This is a genomic window from Fontibacillus panacisegetis, assembly GCF_900102215.1.
Taxonomy (GTDB): domain Bacteria; phylum Bacillota; class Bacilli; order Paenibacillales; family Paenibacillaceae; genus Fontibacillus; species Fontibacillus panacisegetis.
Window position 1 is genome coordinate 1 of record NZ_FNBG01000047.1, and the last position, 21,571, is coordinate 21,571.

Consider the following 21,571-nt stretch of genomic DNA (forward strand, 5'->3'; position numbering starts at 1 on the left):
AAACCTCTAAATAATGTAAGTATATATATACTTGATTCTGTTAGCAGATTGTGTCCGGTTGGAGTTGTAGGTGAGTTATGTGTAGCAGGGGTCTCTGTTGGCAGAGGTTATGTGAACGATGAACTAAGAACGAAACGGGCTTTTTTTGAAGATCCATTTGTTATGAATGGGGACAAGGAGTTCAGTGGAGTTCAGAGAATGTACCGAACAGGTGACCTGGCAAGATGGCTGCCTGATGGAACTATTGAGTACTTGGGAAGAATGGATGAACAAGTCAAAGTCAGAGGCTACAGAATTGAATTGGGAGAAATTGAAAGTGTAATTAGAAAACAAACAGGTGTAAGAGATGTGGCAGTCATTGCTAGAGAAGATCAATCTGGAGATAAGTATATTTGTGCCTATGTAGTTAGTGAAGATCAAGCGAACGAAGTTGAAGTTGATGTAGCGCAAATAAAAAGTGAGATCAAAAAAGACTTGCCTGAGTATATGATCCCGTCTTATTTCCTGACGCTTGAGAAATTGCCTGTAACGGCCAATGGCAAGCTAGATCGGCGTGCGCTTCCCGAACCAGCCATGCTGGGAACTAAAGAATATACAGCCCCAAGAAATGAGCTGGAAGAGACATTGGTTGCTATTTTCAGGGAAGTGTTAGGACTAGAACAGGTTAGCATCGACGATAGTTTCTTTGAACTAGGAGGACACTCATTAAGAGCGATTCGTGTCGTTAATCTGATTGAATCTAATGTAGGGATCAGATTGCCATTGAAAATTTTATTTGAGCGTTCAACCGTCATGGAGTTAAGTGGGATGTTGAAGAATATGGAAAAAACTACGTATGAAGCCATTCCACAGGTGGAGAAACAATCCTATTATCCGATGTCATCCGCACAGAAGAGAATGTACATCATGAATAAAATGGAGGACTTGGGAACTGTCTATAATATGCCAAGTGTCATGAAAATTGAAGGGAAGCTGGAACTCGACAAAATAAAGCAGGTATGTCAAAAGTTAACCCAAAGACATGAAGGTCTAAGAACGAGCTTCCATATGGTAGAAGGGGAGCTGGTACAAAAAGTAGAAGATGAGGTAGAAATAGATTTTGCATATGAAGAGATTGATGATGTAGAAGGAATGGCAGCAACACCGCCTATTAATGAGTTACTAGAGGAATTCTTGCGTCCATTCAACTTGGGAGAAGCTCCTTTATTACGAATAAAGGTAGTCAAATATGGGGAAGAAAAGAACCTGTTAATGTTTGATATGCATCATATTATCTCTGATGGTGCGACGATGAATATCATCACGAAAGAATTCTCGCAGATGTATAACGGAGAAAAACTGAAAGCTCTGAATGTACAATACAAAGATTATAGTGAATGGATGAGAAAGAAAGACATTAGTAATCAGGAAGCCTACTGGATCGATCAGTTGAGCGACGACATTCCGGTGCTGGATTTGCCATTAGACTATCCAAGACCACAAAGCCAGCAGTTCAGTGGTGCGGCTTTTGACACGAATATAAGTGCAATGACTAAAGCACAAGTGCAACAGCTATGTAAACAAACAGGTACAACGGAATACATGGCATTGCTATCAACATTGATGGTGCTATTGCACAAATATAGTCGACAAGAGGATATTATCATCGGGAGTCCGATCTCAGGCAGAACGCATGAGGACACTGAAAACGTGATCGGGATGTTCGTAAATACGTTAGCGATGAGAGGTAAACCCGAAGGACAAAAATCATATGCTGATTTCTTGGCTGAGATTAAAGAAACCTGTCTGAAGGGGTATGAGAATCAGGAATATCCTTTTGAAGATGTCGTGGATAAGGTGAATGTAAAGAGAGATATGTCAAGAAATCCGATTTTTGACGTTATGTTTGTGCTGCAAAATAACGAGGAAGAGGAAGTATCCACACAAGGAGTTGCTTTTGAAGAGGTAGAAACGGGATCTAAGATAGCTAAATTTGATCTGACAGTGACCGTGGATATTACCCCGGATGGATACATGGTGAATTGGGAGTATTGCGACGAACTTTTTAAAGAAGAGACCATACGAAGAATGGCAGCACACTTTGGACAGATCTTGCAAGAAATAACGAAAGCTCCAGCGAAGCAGATCAGTGAGATTGAAGTCATTACCGAAGTGGAAAAGGACCAGATATTAATCGATTTTAATGAAACTAAAGCAGAGTACGCAAAGGATAAATCCATAAAACAATTGTTTGAGGAGCAAGTGAAAAATACGCCTAAACGCGTTGCGGTTGTCTATGAAGATCAACAGGTCACATACGAAGAATTGAATAAGAGAGCGAATATCATCGCTAGACAACTAAGAAAAGAAATTTCAGATGAAGAGATTGTGGGCATCATTTTAGAAAGAGACATCAATATGATTAGTGCATTATTAGGTGTTGTGAAGTCGGGAGGCACCTATTTGCCAATAGACCCAGAAGCTCCATCAGATAGAATTCAATATACGCTTGAAGATAGTAACGTACAAATGTTATTGACTAGTAAAAATGTGTCTATTGACGTTAGCTTTAATGGAAAAGTCGTGTATATAGAAGATTTGCTCATGGCGAAGGTAAACAGTAGAAATCTCGCTATTACGGTGCCTCCAAGTCAGGCTTTATATGTCATTTATACGTCAGGGACAACCGGCAATCCCAAAGGGACGATTATAGAACATCGAAATGTAGTAAGACTGCTAAAAAATAGTGAATTTCAATTTGATTTTGATGAAAACGATGTATGGAGTATGTTCCATTCTACTAATTTCGATTTTTCAGTATGGGAAATGTATGGGGCATTGTTGTACGGAGGGAAGTTAATCGTTATTCCTAAATCAGCAACAAAGGATAGCTACGCCTTCTTAGACATATTGTCGAGAGAAAAAGTAACGGTCTTGAATCAAGTACCTTCATCGTTTTATGAATTAATGCAAACTGAATTAACAGAAGTAAATAGAGAACTATACCTTAAATACTTAATATTTGGCGGCGAGGCTCTGAATTCTCGGAAGCTTAAAAATTGGTATGAAAAGCATCCTTCAACCACTGTTGTTAACATGTATGGAATTACAGAAACAACGGTCCATGTCACCTATAAAGAAATTACAGCGGCCGAAATAGACAAAGGGATCAGTAATATCGGAAAAGCTATTCCAACAACAAAAGTGTATGTAATGAATGGTAATAAGATGTGCGGCATTGGAATGCAGGGCGAACTATGTGTAGGTGGCGATGGTGTTGCAAGAGGGTATCTGAATAGACCTGAATTAACATCAGCTAGATTTGTGGATAATCCTTATGCAGCAGGAGAAAGAATGTACAGATCAGGTGATTTAGCGAGATGGTTACCTGACGGGAATATTGAGTATTTAGGAAGAATAGATGATCAAGTGAAGATCCGGGGGTATCGGATTGAACTTGGAGAAATCGAAAATGTACTCAGAAATAAGAATGGCATACGAGATGTGGCTGTAATCGTAAGAGAAGATCAGGTAGGAGATAAATTTATATGTGCTTACGTAGTAAATGATCATCCTGCAGAAGAATTGAATGTATTACAAGTTAAGGATGCGATTAGAAAAGATCTACCTGAATATATGATCCCGGCGCATATTATGGAAATTGACAAGCTGCCAATTACAGCTAATGGGAAGTTAGATCGGAAGCGGCTTCCTGAGCCAATCGTACAAAGTGACAAAGAATATGTTGCCCCAAGAAATGATATGGAAGAAAAGCTAGTAGAGATATTCGAGAATGTATTAGGCATTCAAAAGATTGGAATCGACGATAATTTCTTTGAAATGGGCGGAGATTCTATTAAGGCAATTAGGGTTATTTCGAAGCTAAGAGAAGCAGGATATGATTTGAGCGTTAAAAACCTGATGATGGAGCGCAGTATAAGATTTATTGCTGAAAAAACAGAAGTGATAGTTAACGGGATGCAAAAATATTCCCAAGAGGAAGTTGTAGGTGAAGTGAAGCTAACACCAATACAACACCAATTTTATGAGTGGAATATGGCTGAACCACAACACTATAATCAAGCCATTATGCTGGATTCATCACAGAAATTGAATTTAGAGAGCATCAATAAAGCATTAGAAGCAATTATTCGACATCACGATATTTTAAGAGCCGTCTATACCCTTGATGGGGTTCAAGAAATTTTAAGTGTGGAACAAAGTAAAATGTATGATTTGAAGGTATTGGATTTACACAATATCTCTGAGCAATTCCAAGTTAAGACCATCGTTGAAGAGGAATGCAACAAAATTCAGGAAAGTATTCATTTATCGGATGGGCCCCTTATGAAGGTAGGATTATTTCAAACAAATGAAGGGGATCACTTGTTTTTATGCTTACATCACTTAGTGGTTGATGGCGTGTCTTGGAGAATCATTGTAGAAGATTTTGAATTAGCTTATGAACAAAGTGAAAGAGGCGAAGTGGCGAAATTACCAATGAAGACTGCTTCATATCAAGAATGGGCAGAGGCATTAAGTGATTATGCTAATAGCAATGAAATTGAAGGTGAAGTTAACTATTGGATTGAAATTAGCAAAAATGCATTAACCGGGCATATTCAAGGGAAATCCGATCATGGTGAAGGTGAGACTAAGCTAGTATCCGTTGAATTAGATGAAGAAAAAACCAACAAGTTATTGTATGACTCAGGATCTGCTTACCATACAGAGATCAATGATTTGTTATTGACTGGACTAGCGAGAAGTGTAACGCAATGGACGGGACAAAATCATGTAACTATTGATTTGGAGGGACATGGAAGAGAGCCGATCCATAAGCCATTAGAAATTGATCGGACTGTTGGGTGGTTTACGAGTATTTATCCGGTAATATTACGTTGTTCAGAGCAAGATATCGAACAAGATATTTATTTGGTAAAGGAAATGCTGCGAAAGATACCAAATCGAGGAATGGGGTACGGGGTAATCAAATATTTCAGAAATGAACTTCCTGAACTAAGAGCAGCTGATTTATGTTTCAATTATTTGGGCGAAGTGGACAATGAAACGAATGAAAATAATTTTATGAAAATCTCTGATTTACCAACGGGGGAGACTGTATCCCAAAGCAACCGTCTTGTTAACTCTTTAACAATCAATGCTAGTGTTACGAATAAAAAGTTGCTTATGGAGATTACCTTCAATGAAGGGCAATATTCGTTAGAGCGTATAAATGAATTTGCTGAGTATTATACAAAAGCATTATCTGAAATTATAGATCATTGTACATCCAAGGAAACGAGCAGTTATACTGCCTCCGACTTTGGTGATTTGGAATTAGATATGAGTGAATTTAATGAAATTATGAAAAGTTATAGCTAGATGACATTCATATGTGGAAGTTCCATATCAAATCCATTTTAGATTGGGGAATCTAAATGAATAATACAAATATAGAACGGATATATCCTTTAACATCTATGCAAGAGGGGATGTTATACCATCATTTGCTGGATGAGAGATCTAACAGTTACTTTGTACAAGATATTGTAAGAATAAATGGTCAATTAGATGTAAATATAGTTGAAACTAGCTTATATTTACTTGCTAAGAAACATGCCGTATTGAGAACATCCATATTTTATAAAAATGTAAAGCAACCGCGGCAAATCGTGCTGAAAGAAAGGCCGATAGGACTCGTAAGTATTGATATTAGTCATTTGGCACCGGAAGAGAGAGCCGAGAGTTTTGAAATAATAAAAAGAGAAGATTTAGAAAAACAGTTTGATTTAGAAAAAGATGTATTAATGAGAGTCATTGTTGTGAAAATGGCGGAAAATGAATATAAAATGATTTGGAGCTTCCATCACATCATCATGGATGGATGGTGCATGTCCTTAGTAGTGAAGGACTTTATGCAAAATTATGATGCCTTAAAAAATGGAGTAAGTATTGAGGAACTGTCCCGAGAGATCGAAGTAAGTTCACGAAACATAGCCAAATATGAAGATTATATTAAATGGCTAGCTGCTCAAAATAAGGACAGTGCGCTGAATTATTGGGCTGGGACCTTAGTTGATTATTCCCAAGCAACCGGTATTGAACCCATGCAAATCGCAGAAAAGGTAGAGAAACAAGTTGATGGTGTAAAAACAATGCTTTCAAAGGAAACGAGTGAAAAGGTTAAAAAATTAACTCATCAACTTAATGTAACTATTAATACGGTTGTTGAAGCGGCTTGGGGTATTTTATTGCAAAGATATAACGGAACTAATGATGCTGTATTTGGCAAAGTGGTATCGGGAAGAAATGCAAATATAAAAGGGATAGAGCAAACGGTAGGTTTGTTTATTAATACTGTCCCTGTAAGGGTTGATAATAAAAATGATACTAACTTTATAGAGATCATAAAACAATTGCAGGAGCAAGCTATTGAAAGTAACCTATATGACTATTGTTCATTATCTGAAATACAAGAGCAAAGTAATCTTAAGGGAAAGTTGATCAAAACCATCATTGCTTTCGAAAATTACTATGTTGTTAACGATTCGAATGAATTTGGCGAATTGTCATTTGAAGTAGAAAGTTTACGTGAGCAGACGAATTATCCAATCACCCTTGTTGTTTATCTTGAAGATACGCTGTGCTTGGAGATTATGTATAATCCAAGTGAGTATAGTGAGCAAGAAGCTGAGAAAGTATTAGCCAATTTAAGTCGGATCATCTCAGTTATAGCTGAAGCTCCCGACAAGAAGATTAGTGAAATGGAAGTTCTCTCGGAAGCAGAGAAAAACCAGATTTTATTTGATTTTAATGATACAAAGACAGCATATCCGAACGATAAGACCATTCATGAGTTATTTGAGGAACAAGTTAGAATGACTCCGCATGCCGAGGCAGTGGTATGCCCTAATGAAAGACTGACCTATGATCAATTAGATCGTAGGTCAAACGAAATTAAGGCTGAGATGATAAGAAAAGGCGTGAGAGAAGGGGAGTTCATAGGGATTGTATCTGAGAAAAGTGTCCACATGATCGCAGGCATTCTTGCGATACTAAAGTGCGGCTGTGGATATGTTCCTATTGATGGAGATTACCCTGAAAGCAGGCTTCGGTTTATGTTAGAGGATTGTGATATCAACACGATTCTGTGTGGAACGAAGAACATGAACCACCTGGAACGTGTTCGGGGACAGCGGCAAGTCATTGATATACAGGGACAATATGAAGAATATAAAGAAAGCTATAACGGCACTGCCCACGATGTTGCGTACGTGATCTATACATCAGGTTCAACAGGTCAGCCAAAGGGCGTCGTCGTAGAGCACCAAAATGTCGTTAGGTTAGTAAAAAACACAAATTATATGGACTTCGAAGGTGCAAGAATATTACAAACCGGAGCCCTATCCTTTGACGCAGCTACATTTGAAATATGGGGTGCGCTCTTAAATGGAGGCATGCTCTGTTTACTTGAAGCGGATTCAATTACTGCGGGGGAAAAATTATCAAGCACCATCCAGAATCAAAACATCAATACCATGTGGATGACAACACAGTTATTTAACAACCTGATCGATATGGATCAACAATGGCTTGCCGGGTTAAGAACCTTATTGATCGGGGGCGAAAAGCTATCCGAAAAACATGTGAATAAAGTTTTAAAGCACCGACAGGATCTCCAATTTATTAATAGTTATGGACCTACAGAAAATACAACGTTCTCCGTATGTCTAAATATCACTAGGGAATACAATAACATACCTATCGGTAAGCCAATCAGTAACAGTACAGCCTATATCATGAACGGAAATACGCTTAGTGGGATCGGTATGCCCGGAGAACTTTGTGTAGGTGGAGATGGTGTTGCGAGAGGGTATTTGAATAGAGACGAATTAACCCAAGAGAAGTTCGTAGATAATCCTTATGCGAAGGGTGAACGAATGTATCGAACAGGTGACCTGGCGAGATGGTTACCCGATGGGAATATAGAGTACTTAGGAAGAATGGATGAACAAGTCAAAATCAGAGGTTATCGAATTGAATTAGGCGAGATTGAATCTGTCATCCGAAGACAAGCAGAAATAAGAGATGTGGCTGTCATCGCAAGAGAGGACAAATCTGGAGATAAGTATATATGTGCCTATGTGGTTAGTGCAGATCAAACTAAGGAAGTAAAACTGACATCATTGAAAAATGAGTTGAGAAGAGACTTGCCAGAATACATGATTCCATCCTATTTAGTGAATGTGGAGCAATTGCCTGTAACGATCAATGGTAAGTTAGACCGTCGTGCACTACCAGATCCCGAAATATTGGGAACTAGAGAATATGCTGCACCAAGAAATGAGCTGGAAGAAACATTGGTTAACATATTTCAAGAGGTACTAGGATTAGAGCAAGTTAGTATCCATGATAGTTTCTTTGAAATAGGAGGACATTCCTTAAAAGCTACACGAGTGGTTAATTTAATCGAGTCTACTGTGGGTGTAAGGTTACCATTAAAGACATTGTTTGAGAGAACTACGGTTGTAGAATTGAGTGAATTTTTACATCAGGAGCAAGAACATACATATGAAGCAATACCGCAAGCCGAGAAGCAGGCCTACTATCCGATGTCATCAGCACAAAGAAGAATGTATGTTATTCATGAATTAGAAGACTTGGGAACAGTCTATAATATGCCAGGTGTAACTAAAATTGAGGGAGAACTGGATCTCGATAAAATTAAAGAAATCTTCCAAAAGTTAACCCAAAGACATGAAAGCTTGAGAACGAGCTTTCATATGATCGATGGGGAGCCCGTACAAAGAATAGAAGAACAAGTAGAAATAGAAGTCGCATATGAAGAAGTAGATATTGTGTACGGAGAAGAAGATCCAGTCTATGCTGAAATAGCAGTGACATGTGAAGAAGTGACAGATATTGAGAAAAGAAAGGCAACAGCAGCGGAGTTACTGCAGGAATTTGTACGTCCATTTCACTTAGGAAAAGCTCCATTACTACGTGCAAAAGTAGTTAAATACGGATCAGACAAAAGTCTGCTGATGTTCGATATGCATCATATTATTTCAGATGGTGCAACGGTTAATATCATTAGCAAAGAATTCTCACAGTTGTATAACGGAGAAGAATTGAAGGCTTTAGATGTACAATATAAAGATTACAGCGAGTGGATGCGAAAGAAAGACATCAGCAACCAAGAAGCGTATTGGATCGATCAGTTAAGCGACGAAATTCCTGTGTTAGAGTTACCTTTAGACTATGTAAGACCGCAGATCCAGCAGTTCAGCGGGTCGAGCTTTGATGTCAGGATCCATACAGGGACCAAAGAAATGTTGAAGGATTTATGCGCAGAAACAGGAACAACCGAATATATGGTACTATTATCATCTTTTATGGTGCTATTAAATAAATATAGTCGTCAAGAAGATATTATTATTGGTAGCCCGATCTCAGGAAGAACGCATCAAGATACTGAAAATATGGTCGGTATGTTTGTGAATACGTTAGCCATGAGAGGCAAGCCCGAAGGACATAAGTCTTTTTCGAGTTTTTTGGCTGAGATCCGAGAAATATGTCTGAAGGGGTATGAGAATCAGGAATATCCTTTTGAAGATATCGTAGATAAAATCAGTGTAAAGAGAGATATGTCAAGAAATCCGATTTTTGACGTGTTATTTGTGCTGCAAAATAATGAAGAAGAAAAAGTGTCTGTAGAAGGCTTGCAATTTGGAACGGTAGAAACGGGATCTACTGTTGCTAAATTTGACCTGACATTAACATTAAGTAGTAATGCAGAAGGATATGTTGCTAACTGGGAATACTCTAATAAGTTGTTTGAACAGGAAAACATCCGAAGAATGGCAGAGCATTTTAGCCATGTGTTAGACAAAATACTAGAAACACCAGACAAGAAGATCAGCGAAATTGAAATGATCACAGAAGTGGAGAAAAACCAGATTTTATTTGATTTTAATGATACAAAGACAGCATATCCGAAGGATAAGACCATTCATGAGTTATTCGAAGCACAAGTAAGAATGACCCCGCATGCTGAGGCAGTTGTATGCCCTAATGAAAGATTCACCTATGATCAATTAGATCGAAGATCAAACGAAATTAGCGGTGAATTGTTAAGGAAAGGCGTAAGAGAAGGGGAGCTCATAGGGATTGTATCTGAGAAAAGTGTCCACATGATTGCAGGCATTCTTGCGATACTAAAGTGCGGCTGTGGATATGTTCCTATTGATCGAGATTACCCGGAGAGCAGGCTTCGGTTTATGTTAGAGGATTGTGATATCAAGACGATTCTATGTGGAACGAAGAACATCCATCATCTGGAACGTGTTCGGGGACAGCGGCAAGTCATTGATATACAGGGACAATATGAAGAATATAAAGAAAGCTATAACGGCATTGCCCACGATGTTGCGTACGTGATTTATACATCAGGTTCAACAGGTCAGCCAAAAGGCGTCGTCGTAGAGCATCAAAATGTCGTGAGATTAGTAAAAAATACAAATTATGTGGACTTCGAAGGTGCAAGAATATTACAAACCGGAGCCCTATCCTTTGACGCAGCTACATTTGAAATATGGGGTGCGCTCTTAAATGGAGGCATGCTCTGTTTAGTTGAAGCGGATTCAGTTACTGCGGGTGAAAAATTATCAAGCACGATCCAGAATCAAAACATCAATATGATGTGGATGACATCTCAGTTGTTTAACAACCTGATTGATATGGATCAACAATGGCTTGCCGGATTAAGAACCTTACTGATCGGCGGCGAAAAGCTGTCTGAAAAACATGTGAATAAACTCCTGCAGCACCGACAGGATATTCAACTTATTAATGGTTATGGCCCCACAGAAAATACAACGTTCTCCGCATGTCTAAACATCACCAAGGAATACAACAAGATCCCTATTGGTAAGCCAATCAGTAACAGTACAGCCTATATCATGAACGGAAATACGCTTAGTGGGATCGGTATGCCTGGAGAACTTTGCGTAGGTGGAGATGGTGTTGCGAGAGGTTACTTGAATCGGGATGAGCTAACCCAAGAGAAATTCGTAGATAATCCTTATGCGAAGGGTGAACGAATGTATCGAACAGGTGATCTGGCTAGGTGGTTACCCGATGGGAATATAGAGTACTTGGGAAGAATGGATGAACAAGTCAAAATCAGAGGTTATCGAATCGAATTAGGCGAAATTGAAAGTGTGATCAGAAGACAAGAAGGGGTAAGAGACGTGGCGGTTATTACCACTGAAGATCATGCAGGAGATAAATATATATGTGCCTATGTAGTGAGTGAGGATCAAGAAAAGGAAATCAATACAGCACAGATAAGAAGCGCTTTAAAAAAAGAATTGCCTGAGTATATGATACCCTCCTATCTAGTAAGCATGGATCAGTTGCCTGTCACCACTAACGGTAAATTGGATCGGCGCATGCTTCCACTACCAGAAGTGACTAGCACCCAAGAATATGTGGCACCAAGAAATGAACTGGAAGAAACATTGGTTCACATTTTTAGCGAAGTTTTAGGACTAGAGCGAATAGGTATAGACGACAACTTCTTTGAAATGGGTGGCGATTCGATTAAGGCCATTCGGATTATTTCAAAAGTAAGAGAACACGGGTTTGATCTGGATATTAGAACCTTAGTTCAAGAAAGAGACATTCGTAATATTAGTAGTAAAGTAGAAAAGGTGCAATTTGATCATTTAGAGGAATATCAGCAGCCCGTTGAAGGGTTGGTTCAATGGACACCCATTCAACATGAATTTATTGGATGGGAATTATCAAAGCCATGGCATTTCAATCAAGCGGTCATGATCCATTCTTCAGAGAAACTTGATGTGGATAGTATTCATACTACGCTTAAACATTTGACTATGCATCATGATGCATTGCGAAGCGTATTTGATGATGATGGAACGCAAAGAATTCGCAGCGTGGATGAGCCTGATATGTATGATTTGGCTATTTATAATTATCAGGATATAAAAAATGAAAAAGCACTAGAACAAATCGTGGAAGAGCATTGTAATGAAATGCAAGGAAGTGTTGATCTCAAGAATGGTCCGCTCATGAAAGTGGGGTTATTCGACACCTTTGATGGGATGCATATTTTTATATGTATTCATCATTTAGTTGTAGATGGTGTGTCATGGCGTATTCTATTAGAAGATTTCAATACAGTATATACACAGCTTATTAATCATGAAGAGGTGAATTTGCCTCTTAAGACAGCATCCTATCAAAAATGGTCAGAGGGACTTATTACGTATGGTGAAAGTTATCTTTTGAGAAGAGAGCTTCCTTATTGGAAGACGATATTAGACAAGACAGAAAGCATGACATCCATATCGAAATCATTAAAATTGCAAAGCTTGGATGAGGTAGATCATAGGAATAGCGAAGTTTATAACCAAGAGTTTGAACTATCCATGGAGAACACAAATAAATTAATTTATGACTGTAGTAAAGCTTATAACACGGAGATAAATGATTTATTACTTGCCGCACTGAGTATTACGGTCAGTAGATGTTTTGGACTCCAGAGTGTTGCAATTGAACTGGAAAGTCATGGGAGGCATCCGATAGAGCCGCAAGTATGTGTGGATCGTACTGTTGGCTGGTTTACGAATATCTATCCCGTAATCTTGGAATGTCAAACGGATGATATCGGAACAACGATCAAGAATACTAAAGATATGTTGCGAAATGTGCCGAATCATGGTCTGGGTTATGGAATACTAAAGTTTTTAACAGAAAATGAATTAAAGGAACATAGTGGAAGCCATGTTGAAGTTAGTTTCAATTATCTAGGAGATATAAGCAGTAGTGAAGGAGGAGTTTTTAACTTTTCTAAGCTTAATAGCGGTAAGATGAGTTCGGACGAGAACAGAATCAATAAGCTGATCACAGTGGATGGCATTTTACAGGATAGCCAATTAGCATTCACCATTGGATACAATGGTTCAATCCATGACCATGATGCAGTACAATTCTGTGATTGTTTCAAACTCTCGTTAAATGATGTTATTACACATTGCAGCAATAGTAATGAAACTCAATATACGATTTCGGATTATGGAAATGATATCGAGTGGAGTGATAGTGAATTAGAAGATGTTTTGAAATTATTTGAAGGAGATGAGGATAATTAAACAACCTAAAATCAAAACGATAAAGTCCTTGCTGTTTAAGAATAAGGCATTGCTTATAGGTACAATTGCGTTCTCCATCATAATGGCAGGGCTGAACGTATACTTGGCTTTCATATTAAAAATGCTAATTAATATAAGCGTTGATGGAGAAGTATCTGATTTATTGCAGTTAGTTCTAATAGTAATCGTCTTTTTATCTTTATACTTAATTGTAAGTGTATTTCAATATTGGTTGAAAAATAAATATGTTAAGGAAGCATTAGTTAGTTACAAGGATGCAATTACCGAAAAAATTATTAAGAAAGATTTATCTGATTTTAGGAGGAAAAATTCAGGCAGCTATATATCAGTCATTAATAATGATGTAAAAACGATAGAAACGGATTATGTAGAAGGAAATATTATCATTATGACACAAGTGACGTTGTTTTTATTCGGTTTAGGCTCCATGTTTTATCTCAATATTCAAGTTGCAATAGTGGCTGTTATTCTGAGTTTATTACCGGTGATTACGTCAATTGCGCTCAATGGTAAAGTCGCCTTCCTTCAAAAAAATGTGTCGGAAAAAAATGAGAGTTATACGACAACTATAAAAGATATTTTTAATGGGTTTACGGTTATTAAAAGCTTTGGCGTGGAAAAAGAAGTGTCAAAGGCGATTTCAAACGCTAACTCTAGTCTTGAGGTTGATAAAAGAAAGTTCAAAAATCTAACTGAATTAATAAAAAGCCTCACAGAGGTATCAGGATTTGTTGTGGTAGTAGGAACATTCACATTCGGAACGTGGCTTGCAATTAATGGGAAGACGACTCCAGGTGATGTGTTGGCTTATATACAATTGTTGAATTATTTACTTGGGCCGATTGTGATATTAGCAGAGTACGTGAATAAACGAAAAGCAGGTGCGGTATTAGTTACTAAAATTGATAATCTATTATCTGAAAATGAACAAAGAGATGCAGGGATAGAAAAGGATCATTTTGAAAACAAAATAGCGTTTGAAAATGTATCATTCTCATTTGATGGTGAACAGGATGTACTCTCAGACATAAGTTTGGAATTAGAAAAGGGTAAATCTTATGCAATTGTTGGCTTAAGTGGCAGTGGGAAATCTACATTAGTGAACTTGCTTATGGGATATTATGAATCGTACAGAGGGAAGATTTCCATTGACGATGTAGAGTTAAAAGAGATTAATTCTACTAGCTTGTATAAAATGTTATCGGTTATTCAACAAGAGGTATTTATGTTTGATGCACCCATAGAGAATAACATTTTTCTGTATAAGTCATATTCGCAGGAAGCGCTGGATGATGCCATAAAGATGTCGGGATTAGATGGGTTTATTGATAAAAAGGGCGCTGACTTTAATTGTGGTGAAAATGGGTCACAGCTATCGGGTGGCGAAAAACAGAGAGTGTCTATTGCTAGAGCATTAATCAAAGGTACTCCAATATTGTTATTAGATGAGGCTACTTCATCATTGGATAACGAAACGGCGCAGGCGATTGAAAAATCGATTCTAAATCTTAAAAATACTACGAGAATTATTGTTACACATAAGTTAAACGGAGATGCGCTTTCTATATATGATGAAATTATTATGATGAAAAACGGCAGGGTTGTCGAAAAGGGTTCGTTTACGGATTTAATTGAAAAAAGAGGATTCTTTTATTCATTATATAACGTGACGTATACCGAATCGGAAAAGGAAGCAGTGCCCTCTTTCTAATTTCTCTATGAAGGGAGTAAATTGAATGTCAACGACTAAGAGTCGGACCATTGAAAGAATATATCCATTAACACCTATGCAAGAGGGCATGTTATTTCATAAGATGCTTGATGAGAACTCGACAAGTTATGTGGTGCAGGAAGTTCTGTCCATCAAAACTGAGTTGAATGAAATCATGGTCAGTCAAGCACTTGAATTGTTATCTGAAAGGCATCCAATACTTCGTACAGCCATAGTTTACAAGAAGGTAAAGAAACCACAACAAGTGCTGTTGATTAACAGGAAAATAGAGCTAGCAGTAATGGATATTAGTCATATTTCGGATGAAGCAAGAACGAAAAGGGTAGAAGAAATAAAAAATGATGATGTGCAGCGGGGATTCGATCTAGAAAAGGATTCTTTATTAAGAGTGACAGTATTAAAATGTGGTCCAGAAGAATATAAAATCATATGGAGTTTTCATCACATCATCATGGATGGGTGGTGTCTATCCATCATTTGTTCTGACTTCCTTAGGTACTATCTTGCTTTAAAAGAGGGTAGTGAACTTAAATCGCTAAGAATAGAAGTAAAAGAGGAATCCTCCAATTCAGCAAATTATGAGGACTATATTCAATGGATCAAACAACAAAATATAGAGGCAGGACTAGATTATTGGAGAGAACTTCTAAAAAACTATGATACAGTAGCTGAAATCTATTCTGATGAATCCGTTCCAAAAACAAATGATTGTGAACCTGTTGATACAGTGAAAATTGAGCTAAGTAAAGAATTAAGTGATAGTATTGTACATTTATGCAGGAAAAATAATGTAACTACAAACACATTGTTTGAAGTATGTTGGGGAATTGTTTTGCAGAGATACAATCATGTGGAAGAGGTTGTATTTGGAAAGGTAGTTTCGGGGCGTAATGTGCCGCTGAAGGGAATCGATAATATTGTCGGCTTATTTATAAATACGATTCCCGTTCGTTTTTCGAGTAGACAAGACGATAGTTTTGAAAGTCTGGTTCACAAAGTTTATGAACAGGCCATTGAATCAGGCAAATATGATTTTTGTCCGTTAGGAGAGATCCAAAGGGTAAGTGAGATGGGAAGCGACAAACTTAGAACTTTAATGGTGTTTGAAAACTATTATGTAAATAATAAAGCGGGAACCCTTGAGGATATTTTAAGTATAGAGACAGAAATGGTTAGAGAACAAACGAATTATCCTATCAATCTTTTGATTGATTTTGCAGATATTTTTTCAATGATCATCATGTACGAGCCGAACTTGTACAGTTCACAGCAAATACAGCGTCTATTATTTCAATTACAAACGGTTATTCAAGAGATTGTGAGTGATCCATCAAAAAGGTTAACAGAGATCGAAATCATTACGTCTGATGAAAGAAAGCAAATCCTATATAACTTTAATGATACAAAGACAGCATATCCGAAGGATAAGACCATTCATGAGTTATTCGAAGCACAAGTAAGAATGACTCCGCATGCTGAGGCAGTGATATGCCCTAATGAAAGATTCACCTATGATCAATTAGATCGAAGATCAAACGAAATTAGGGGTGAAATGTTAAGGAGAGGCGTAAGAGAAGGGGAGCTTATAGGGATTGTATCTGAGAAAAGTGTCCACATGATCGCAGGCATTCTTGCGATACTAAAATGCGGCTGTGGATATGTTCCTATTGATCGAGATTACCCTGAAAGCAGGCTTCGCTTTATATTAGAGGATTGTGACATCAACACGATTCTGTGTGGAACGAAGAACATCCATCATCTGGAACATGTTCGGGGACAGCGGCAAGTCATTGATATACAAGGACAATATGAAGAATATAAAGAAAGCTATAACGGCACTGCCCACGATGTTGCGTACGTGATCTATACATCAGGTTCAACGGGTCAGCCAAAGGGTGTAGTCGTAGAGCACCAAAATGTCGTCAGGTTAGTAAAAAATACAAGTTATGTGGACTTCGACGGTGCAAGAATATTACAAACCGGAGTCCTATCCTTTGACGCAGCTACATTTGAAATATGGGGCGCGCTCCTAAATGGAGGCATGCTCTGTTTAGTTGAAACGGATTTAGTCACCGCGGTGGATCGATTTTCAAGCACGATCCAGAATTATAACATCAATATGATGTGGATGACGTCTCAGTTATTTAATAACCTGATTGATAGAGATCAACAATGGCTTGCCGGGTTAAGAACCTTATTAATCGGGGGCGAAAAGCTATCCGAAAAACATGTGAATAAAGTTTTGAAGCATCGACAGGATATTCAACTTATTAATGGTTATGGCCCCACAGAAAATACAACGTTCTCCGTATGTCTAAATATCACTAGGGAATACAATAACATACCCATCGGTAAGCCAATCAGTAACAGTACTGCCTATATCATGAACGGAAATACGCTTAGTGGGATCGGTATGCCCGGAGAACTTTGCGTAGGTGGAGATGGTGTTGCGAGAGGGTATTTGAATAGAGACGAATTAACCCAAGAGAAGTTCGTAGATAATCCTTATGCGAAGGGTGAACGAATGTATCGAACAGGTGACCTGGCGAGATGGTTACCCGATGGGAATATAGAGTACTTGGGAAGAATGGATGAACAAGTCAAAATTAGAGGTTATCGAATCGAATTAGGCGAAATCGCAAGTGTCATCCGAAGACAAGCAGAAATAAGAGATGTGGCTGTCATTGCAAGAGAGGACAAATTTGGAGATAAGTATATCTGTGCTTATGTAGTGAGCGAGAATCAAAGTGAAGGCTCAAAACTGAATCTTTTACAAATAAAAAGTGAGATCAAAAAAGAATTACCTGACTACATGGTCCCATCCTATTTCGTAGAAATTGAACAATTCACAATGACCAATAACGGGAAACTGGACAAGAGGAATTTACCTGAACCAGAGTTTAACAGTGACAGAGAATATATAGCACCAAGAAATGATACTGAAGAGAAATTGGCAGCCCTTTTTATGGATGTCTTAGGCGTAGATATGCTAGGAGTAAACGATCATTTTTTTGAAATGGGCGGTAATTCAATCAAAGCGATAAGTGTTATTGCGAGAATGCGGGATTATGACTTTCACGTATCTCTATTGCAATTATTTAAGAATAGTACCGTAGCCGCTTTAGCCGAAGAAATAAATGCTAATTCATCTGAACAAGATGAGAATGTAAACGATTTAAGTGATCAAGAAATATCCGAGAAATTAAGGCAGATTATCAAAGGGGAAATACGTGTTCAATCTGCAACCTCTGATCGTAAAGAGTTAGCTGTATTTGTTGAAGATCACTTATTTAATATTAAAGAAGAGATTTTAAATGAAATTGAAAAAAGCTATCCAGAAATTGTACCTAACGTTATATTTCCAATATCCATTTATCAAGACAATTTAGAGATTTTAAAAGATAATGGATTAGATTCCATCATAGTTAGTCATTATAAGGAACCCGAAGTGTCAGAACTTATGGGGACCATTCATCAGAAGATGAATGAACTTTCTAGTTGTTTACTGGCCCAACCTATAGTGAAAACTTATCCGTTGTTGTCCATCCAAAAACTATCATTTATTGTGGGAATAAGATCAAGTTATGCAGAGGTTGATTTTAATAGGAGACTGGATATAGAGAAATTTGAAGAAGTGATGCTCTATATGCTGAAATCACATCCTCTATTAAGAACCAAAATAAACATTCATTCAGATGCTCAAGGAATGATTGAATTAGAGTGTCCTGATCGAATGCGTATTCCATGCATAGATTTGACCTATTTACCGAAGCGTTCAAAGGACATCATTGTAGACAAAGTTCGGGATAGATATAACTCTTTTTATTATGATCATATGTTCACAGGAGATGGCTTAAGTCAAGAGATGATCATAATCAAAAGGGATGAAAGGAATTATACCTTTATTATGCCGTGCAGTCATTTGGCATTTGATGGAATGAGTAATGAAACCTTCTGTAATCAAATTTTGGACCTTTATAAAAATAAAGATAAAGACATGATTAGAGGTAAAGAAATAATACAATATGATTATATGGATTATGTTAATCAAATTAAAAAGGGTCCAATCCATACAACGCAGGAAGAAATGATGAATAGGCTGGAGTTGGAAGATTTTGATCAAGCCGTTCAAAATTATCAGCTTCTTACAAAAGATTTGACCTTTAGGACACTAGATTACGTTTATACAATTGGAAATAAGATAGTCAACATACAGGATTCCATGTGGAGGTTAACAGGCGAGATTTATGTAGCCACTTTAAAATTTTTATTTCCCAAATCCAAAATTCCAGTATTTATCGTACACACAGGAAGAAAACTGATGGATAAAGATTATTATGATTATATTGGCGAGTTTATTGATTTCTTACCTTACGTTATAGACACGGATCGAGATGCTGCTCTGACAGACGGGATTTCAGAGAAACTGGACTTCCTGAGAGAGCATAATATCAATATGGCATCCTTGTTTGAAGATACAGAAGTACAAGCTAAGTACCCGGATGTGGCTCTAGCTATATCAGGTGTGAACCTCCATGAAATGAATATTCCAACCTATAATTACTTAGCGATTTACAATAACATTCAGACTAATGGGCAGGATGAGTCACACATCAATATAGAAAAAGGAACCGAGACAGAGGAATTCATGTTCGACCGCACTACAACAAACGTAAATCTAATGGGAGATAAGATATACATTAATACTTTGTGTATTGAAGGTCAGGAAGAGGCTTTACAACTGTACCTAACAGAGTTTATTCAAAAAACATTGAGTAACTATTAGCTGCTCCACCCGGATTGTTCAACTTCATAGGGGATATGCTCTTGGTGCAAGGCATTGCGTCTTTCGGTTGCGGAAGAGACGTAATGCCTTTTTACAATAGGAAAAAGAGTATTTTTAAAAAAATAGTAGGATATTGGAAGTGATGAGTCGAAGTAGATTAGGAAATAAGGCATACAAAGGCGTAATTTTTTATAAAGGATCGGTGTTTGAATGAAGGTGCGATTGTTATTAGGGCCATTGCTGGCGATTGCCCTACTCCTTTCCGGATGCGGTTATGATGCGGTGAAGGAACAGAAGGTGAAAAAAGAACTGGCGCAAATGGCTCTGGATTACGTCAAGGAAAAATACGGGATGAAGGAGGCGAAGCTAGCGGAAGTCAAACTGTCCCATGGCGGGTATAACGGACCGATTCCTGATTTTAAGCATGAAGTGCGTGATAGCGGCGTGGTGACTTTAGAATATAACGGGGTATCCTTTGGTGTGTTAGCTGGACCCAGTTGGAACCGTTTTTCCGATGAGATTAAAAATGTGCTGTCAGACAATTATCAAACCGAACAGATTAAAGCTGATATTCAGGAACAACTTATCGACAAACATAAAGTAACGGATGAGTATTACCTTTATACATATCGTGTATCCAGCGAGCAAGACTTCGGCGGTATAGATTATTTTACACTGGAGCAAAAATATGACGGCAATCTTGAAACATTTTTAAAAGGCAACAAACTAGGCCTGGAACTGGAGGTCTTTTTCATAGGGAATGAAGCGGGCGGGGAGCATTATTTTGAAAAAAACAAGGCTCTATTTCATCAGTTGGCAAGCCGTTTCAGTAATGCGGAAAGCGAGATTTCGTTGTACGTCAGCAAGGAAGACAGATACATGGATGAGCGGATGAAGGACATCCTTGATCCGAAAAATCCGATGGCGATCGATCCGATCATTTACGGACCGGCGTACAATTATTGCAAAATCACCGGCGAGACCCATAACTCCGAATACGTGGAACGCATTAGGAAAGAACATCCGAAGAGTAACATGGAAACGCTGGAGGTTAAAGAAAATCGTTTCTCATTTGTTGATATTGGTAAGGGAATAAGTCTCGCTTCCATGTTTGAAAATAGCGATTTTTTCACTGTCGATGATGTCATTTATTCTGTTCGTCTCCTTGAGGATAGCGATCCTTTTACGGGGGCTGATTACGCAAGTATAGATCCGGATAAAGATGACCAATACGAATACAAACTGTTGAATAACAGCATTTATAACGTGAGCTACGCCAAGAAGAGCTATGATGGAAAAGAGGTGGACTGGAGCGATCCGATCGCCATAAAATTAAATCGCAGCGAAGTGCCCGAGTCAGCTGACTGCCTTTTTCTAGTGAACAAAAGAACCGATGATTCCTCTGATATATTGTTCCTTGAAGACTTGTCAGAGCCCTACTTTCTTGCTAGCGGCGATTCCTTCATCGCTCCAGCGAGAACGGACACAGATTTTATGATCGTGTACCGAATGAAAAAGTAAACAAGTGAAAGGACCCCGAACAGGGGACAAGGATTTCGATAAGCCCCGTTTTTGTTGAAAGTTAAAAATAGGCACAAAAAAACCGTCTTTTCCTGTAAAATGAAAGTTACCACACCCACACTTTACAAAAGGACGGTTTTTATGCGTAATCTAACGACCACTACAGAACAGTATACCATGCAAACGACACTTCCTCTAGGGAATTTGGAAGAAAAGGCGGTTTCCAAGCGATCTCTTACCCCTACCTTCAAAGCCTACGACAACAAGCAGATCCATATGATTTTGGATTTGGAAATGTTCATTCCCGATCATCATGTGGCACGTGTCATTGATGAGATGATCGAAGCCATT

At 38.1% G+C, this 21,571-nt stretch carries 6 protein-coding genes; all 6 read left to right on the forward strand.

Annotated features, from left to right (window positions below; genetic code table 11):
• Positions 1–111 precede the first annotated feature (111 nt).
• Complete coding sequence (locus BLS49_RS23165; RefSeq protein WP_342707226.1) at positions 112–5,364, forward strand: amino acid adenylation domain-containing protein; 5,253 nt, start codon at positions 112–114, stop codon at positions 5,362–5,364.
• A 56-nt stretch (positions 5,365–5,420) separates the two neighbouring features.
• Positions 5,421–13,160, forward strand: a complete 7,740-nt coding sequence (locus BLS49_RS23170) for a non-ribosomal peptide synthetase (protein WP_091236263.1) — start codon at positions 5,421–5,423, stop codon at positions 13,158–13,160.
• The gene (locus tag BLS49_RS23175; RefSeq protein ID WP_139173171.1) at positions 13,147–14,892 is read left to right on the forward strand and encodes an ABC transporter ATP-binding protein; all 1,746 of its coding nucleotides are present in this window, start codon (positions 13,147–13,149) and stop codon (positions 14,890–14,892) included. The genes BLS49_RS23170 and BLS49_RS23175 overlap by 14 nt, the downstream gene beginning before the upstream one ends.
• Before the next feature lie 25 nt (positions 14,893–14,917).
• On the forward strand, positions 14,918–19,699 hold the full coding sequence (locus BLS49_RS23180; RefSeq protein ID WP_091236268.1) for a non-ribosomal peptide synthetase: 4,782 nt from the start codon (positions 14,918–14,920) through the stop codon (positions 19,697–19,699).
• Positions 19,700–19,909: 210 nt separating this feature from the next.
• On the forward strand, positions 19,910–21,220 hold the full coding sequence (locus tag BLS49_RS23185) for a hypothetical protein (RefSeq protein WP_091236270.1): 1,311 nt from the start codon (positions 19,910–19,912) through the stop codon (positions 21,218–21,220).
• Positions 21,221–21,361: 141 nt separating this feature from the next.
• Positions 21,362–21,571: hypothetical protein (locus BLS49_RS23190; RefSeq protein WP_139173172.1), on the forward strand; the 210-nt coding region annotated here is incomplete at its 3' end.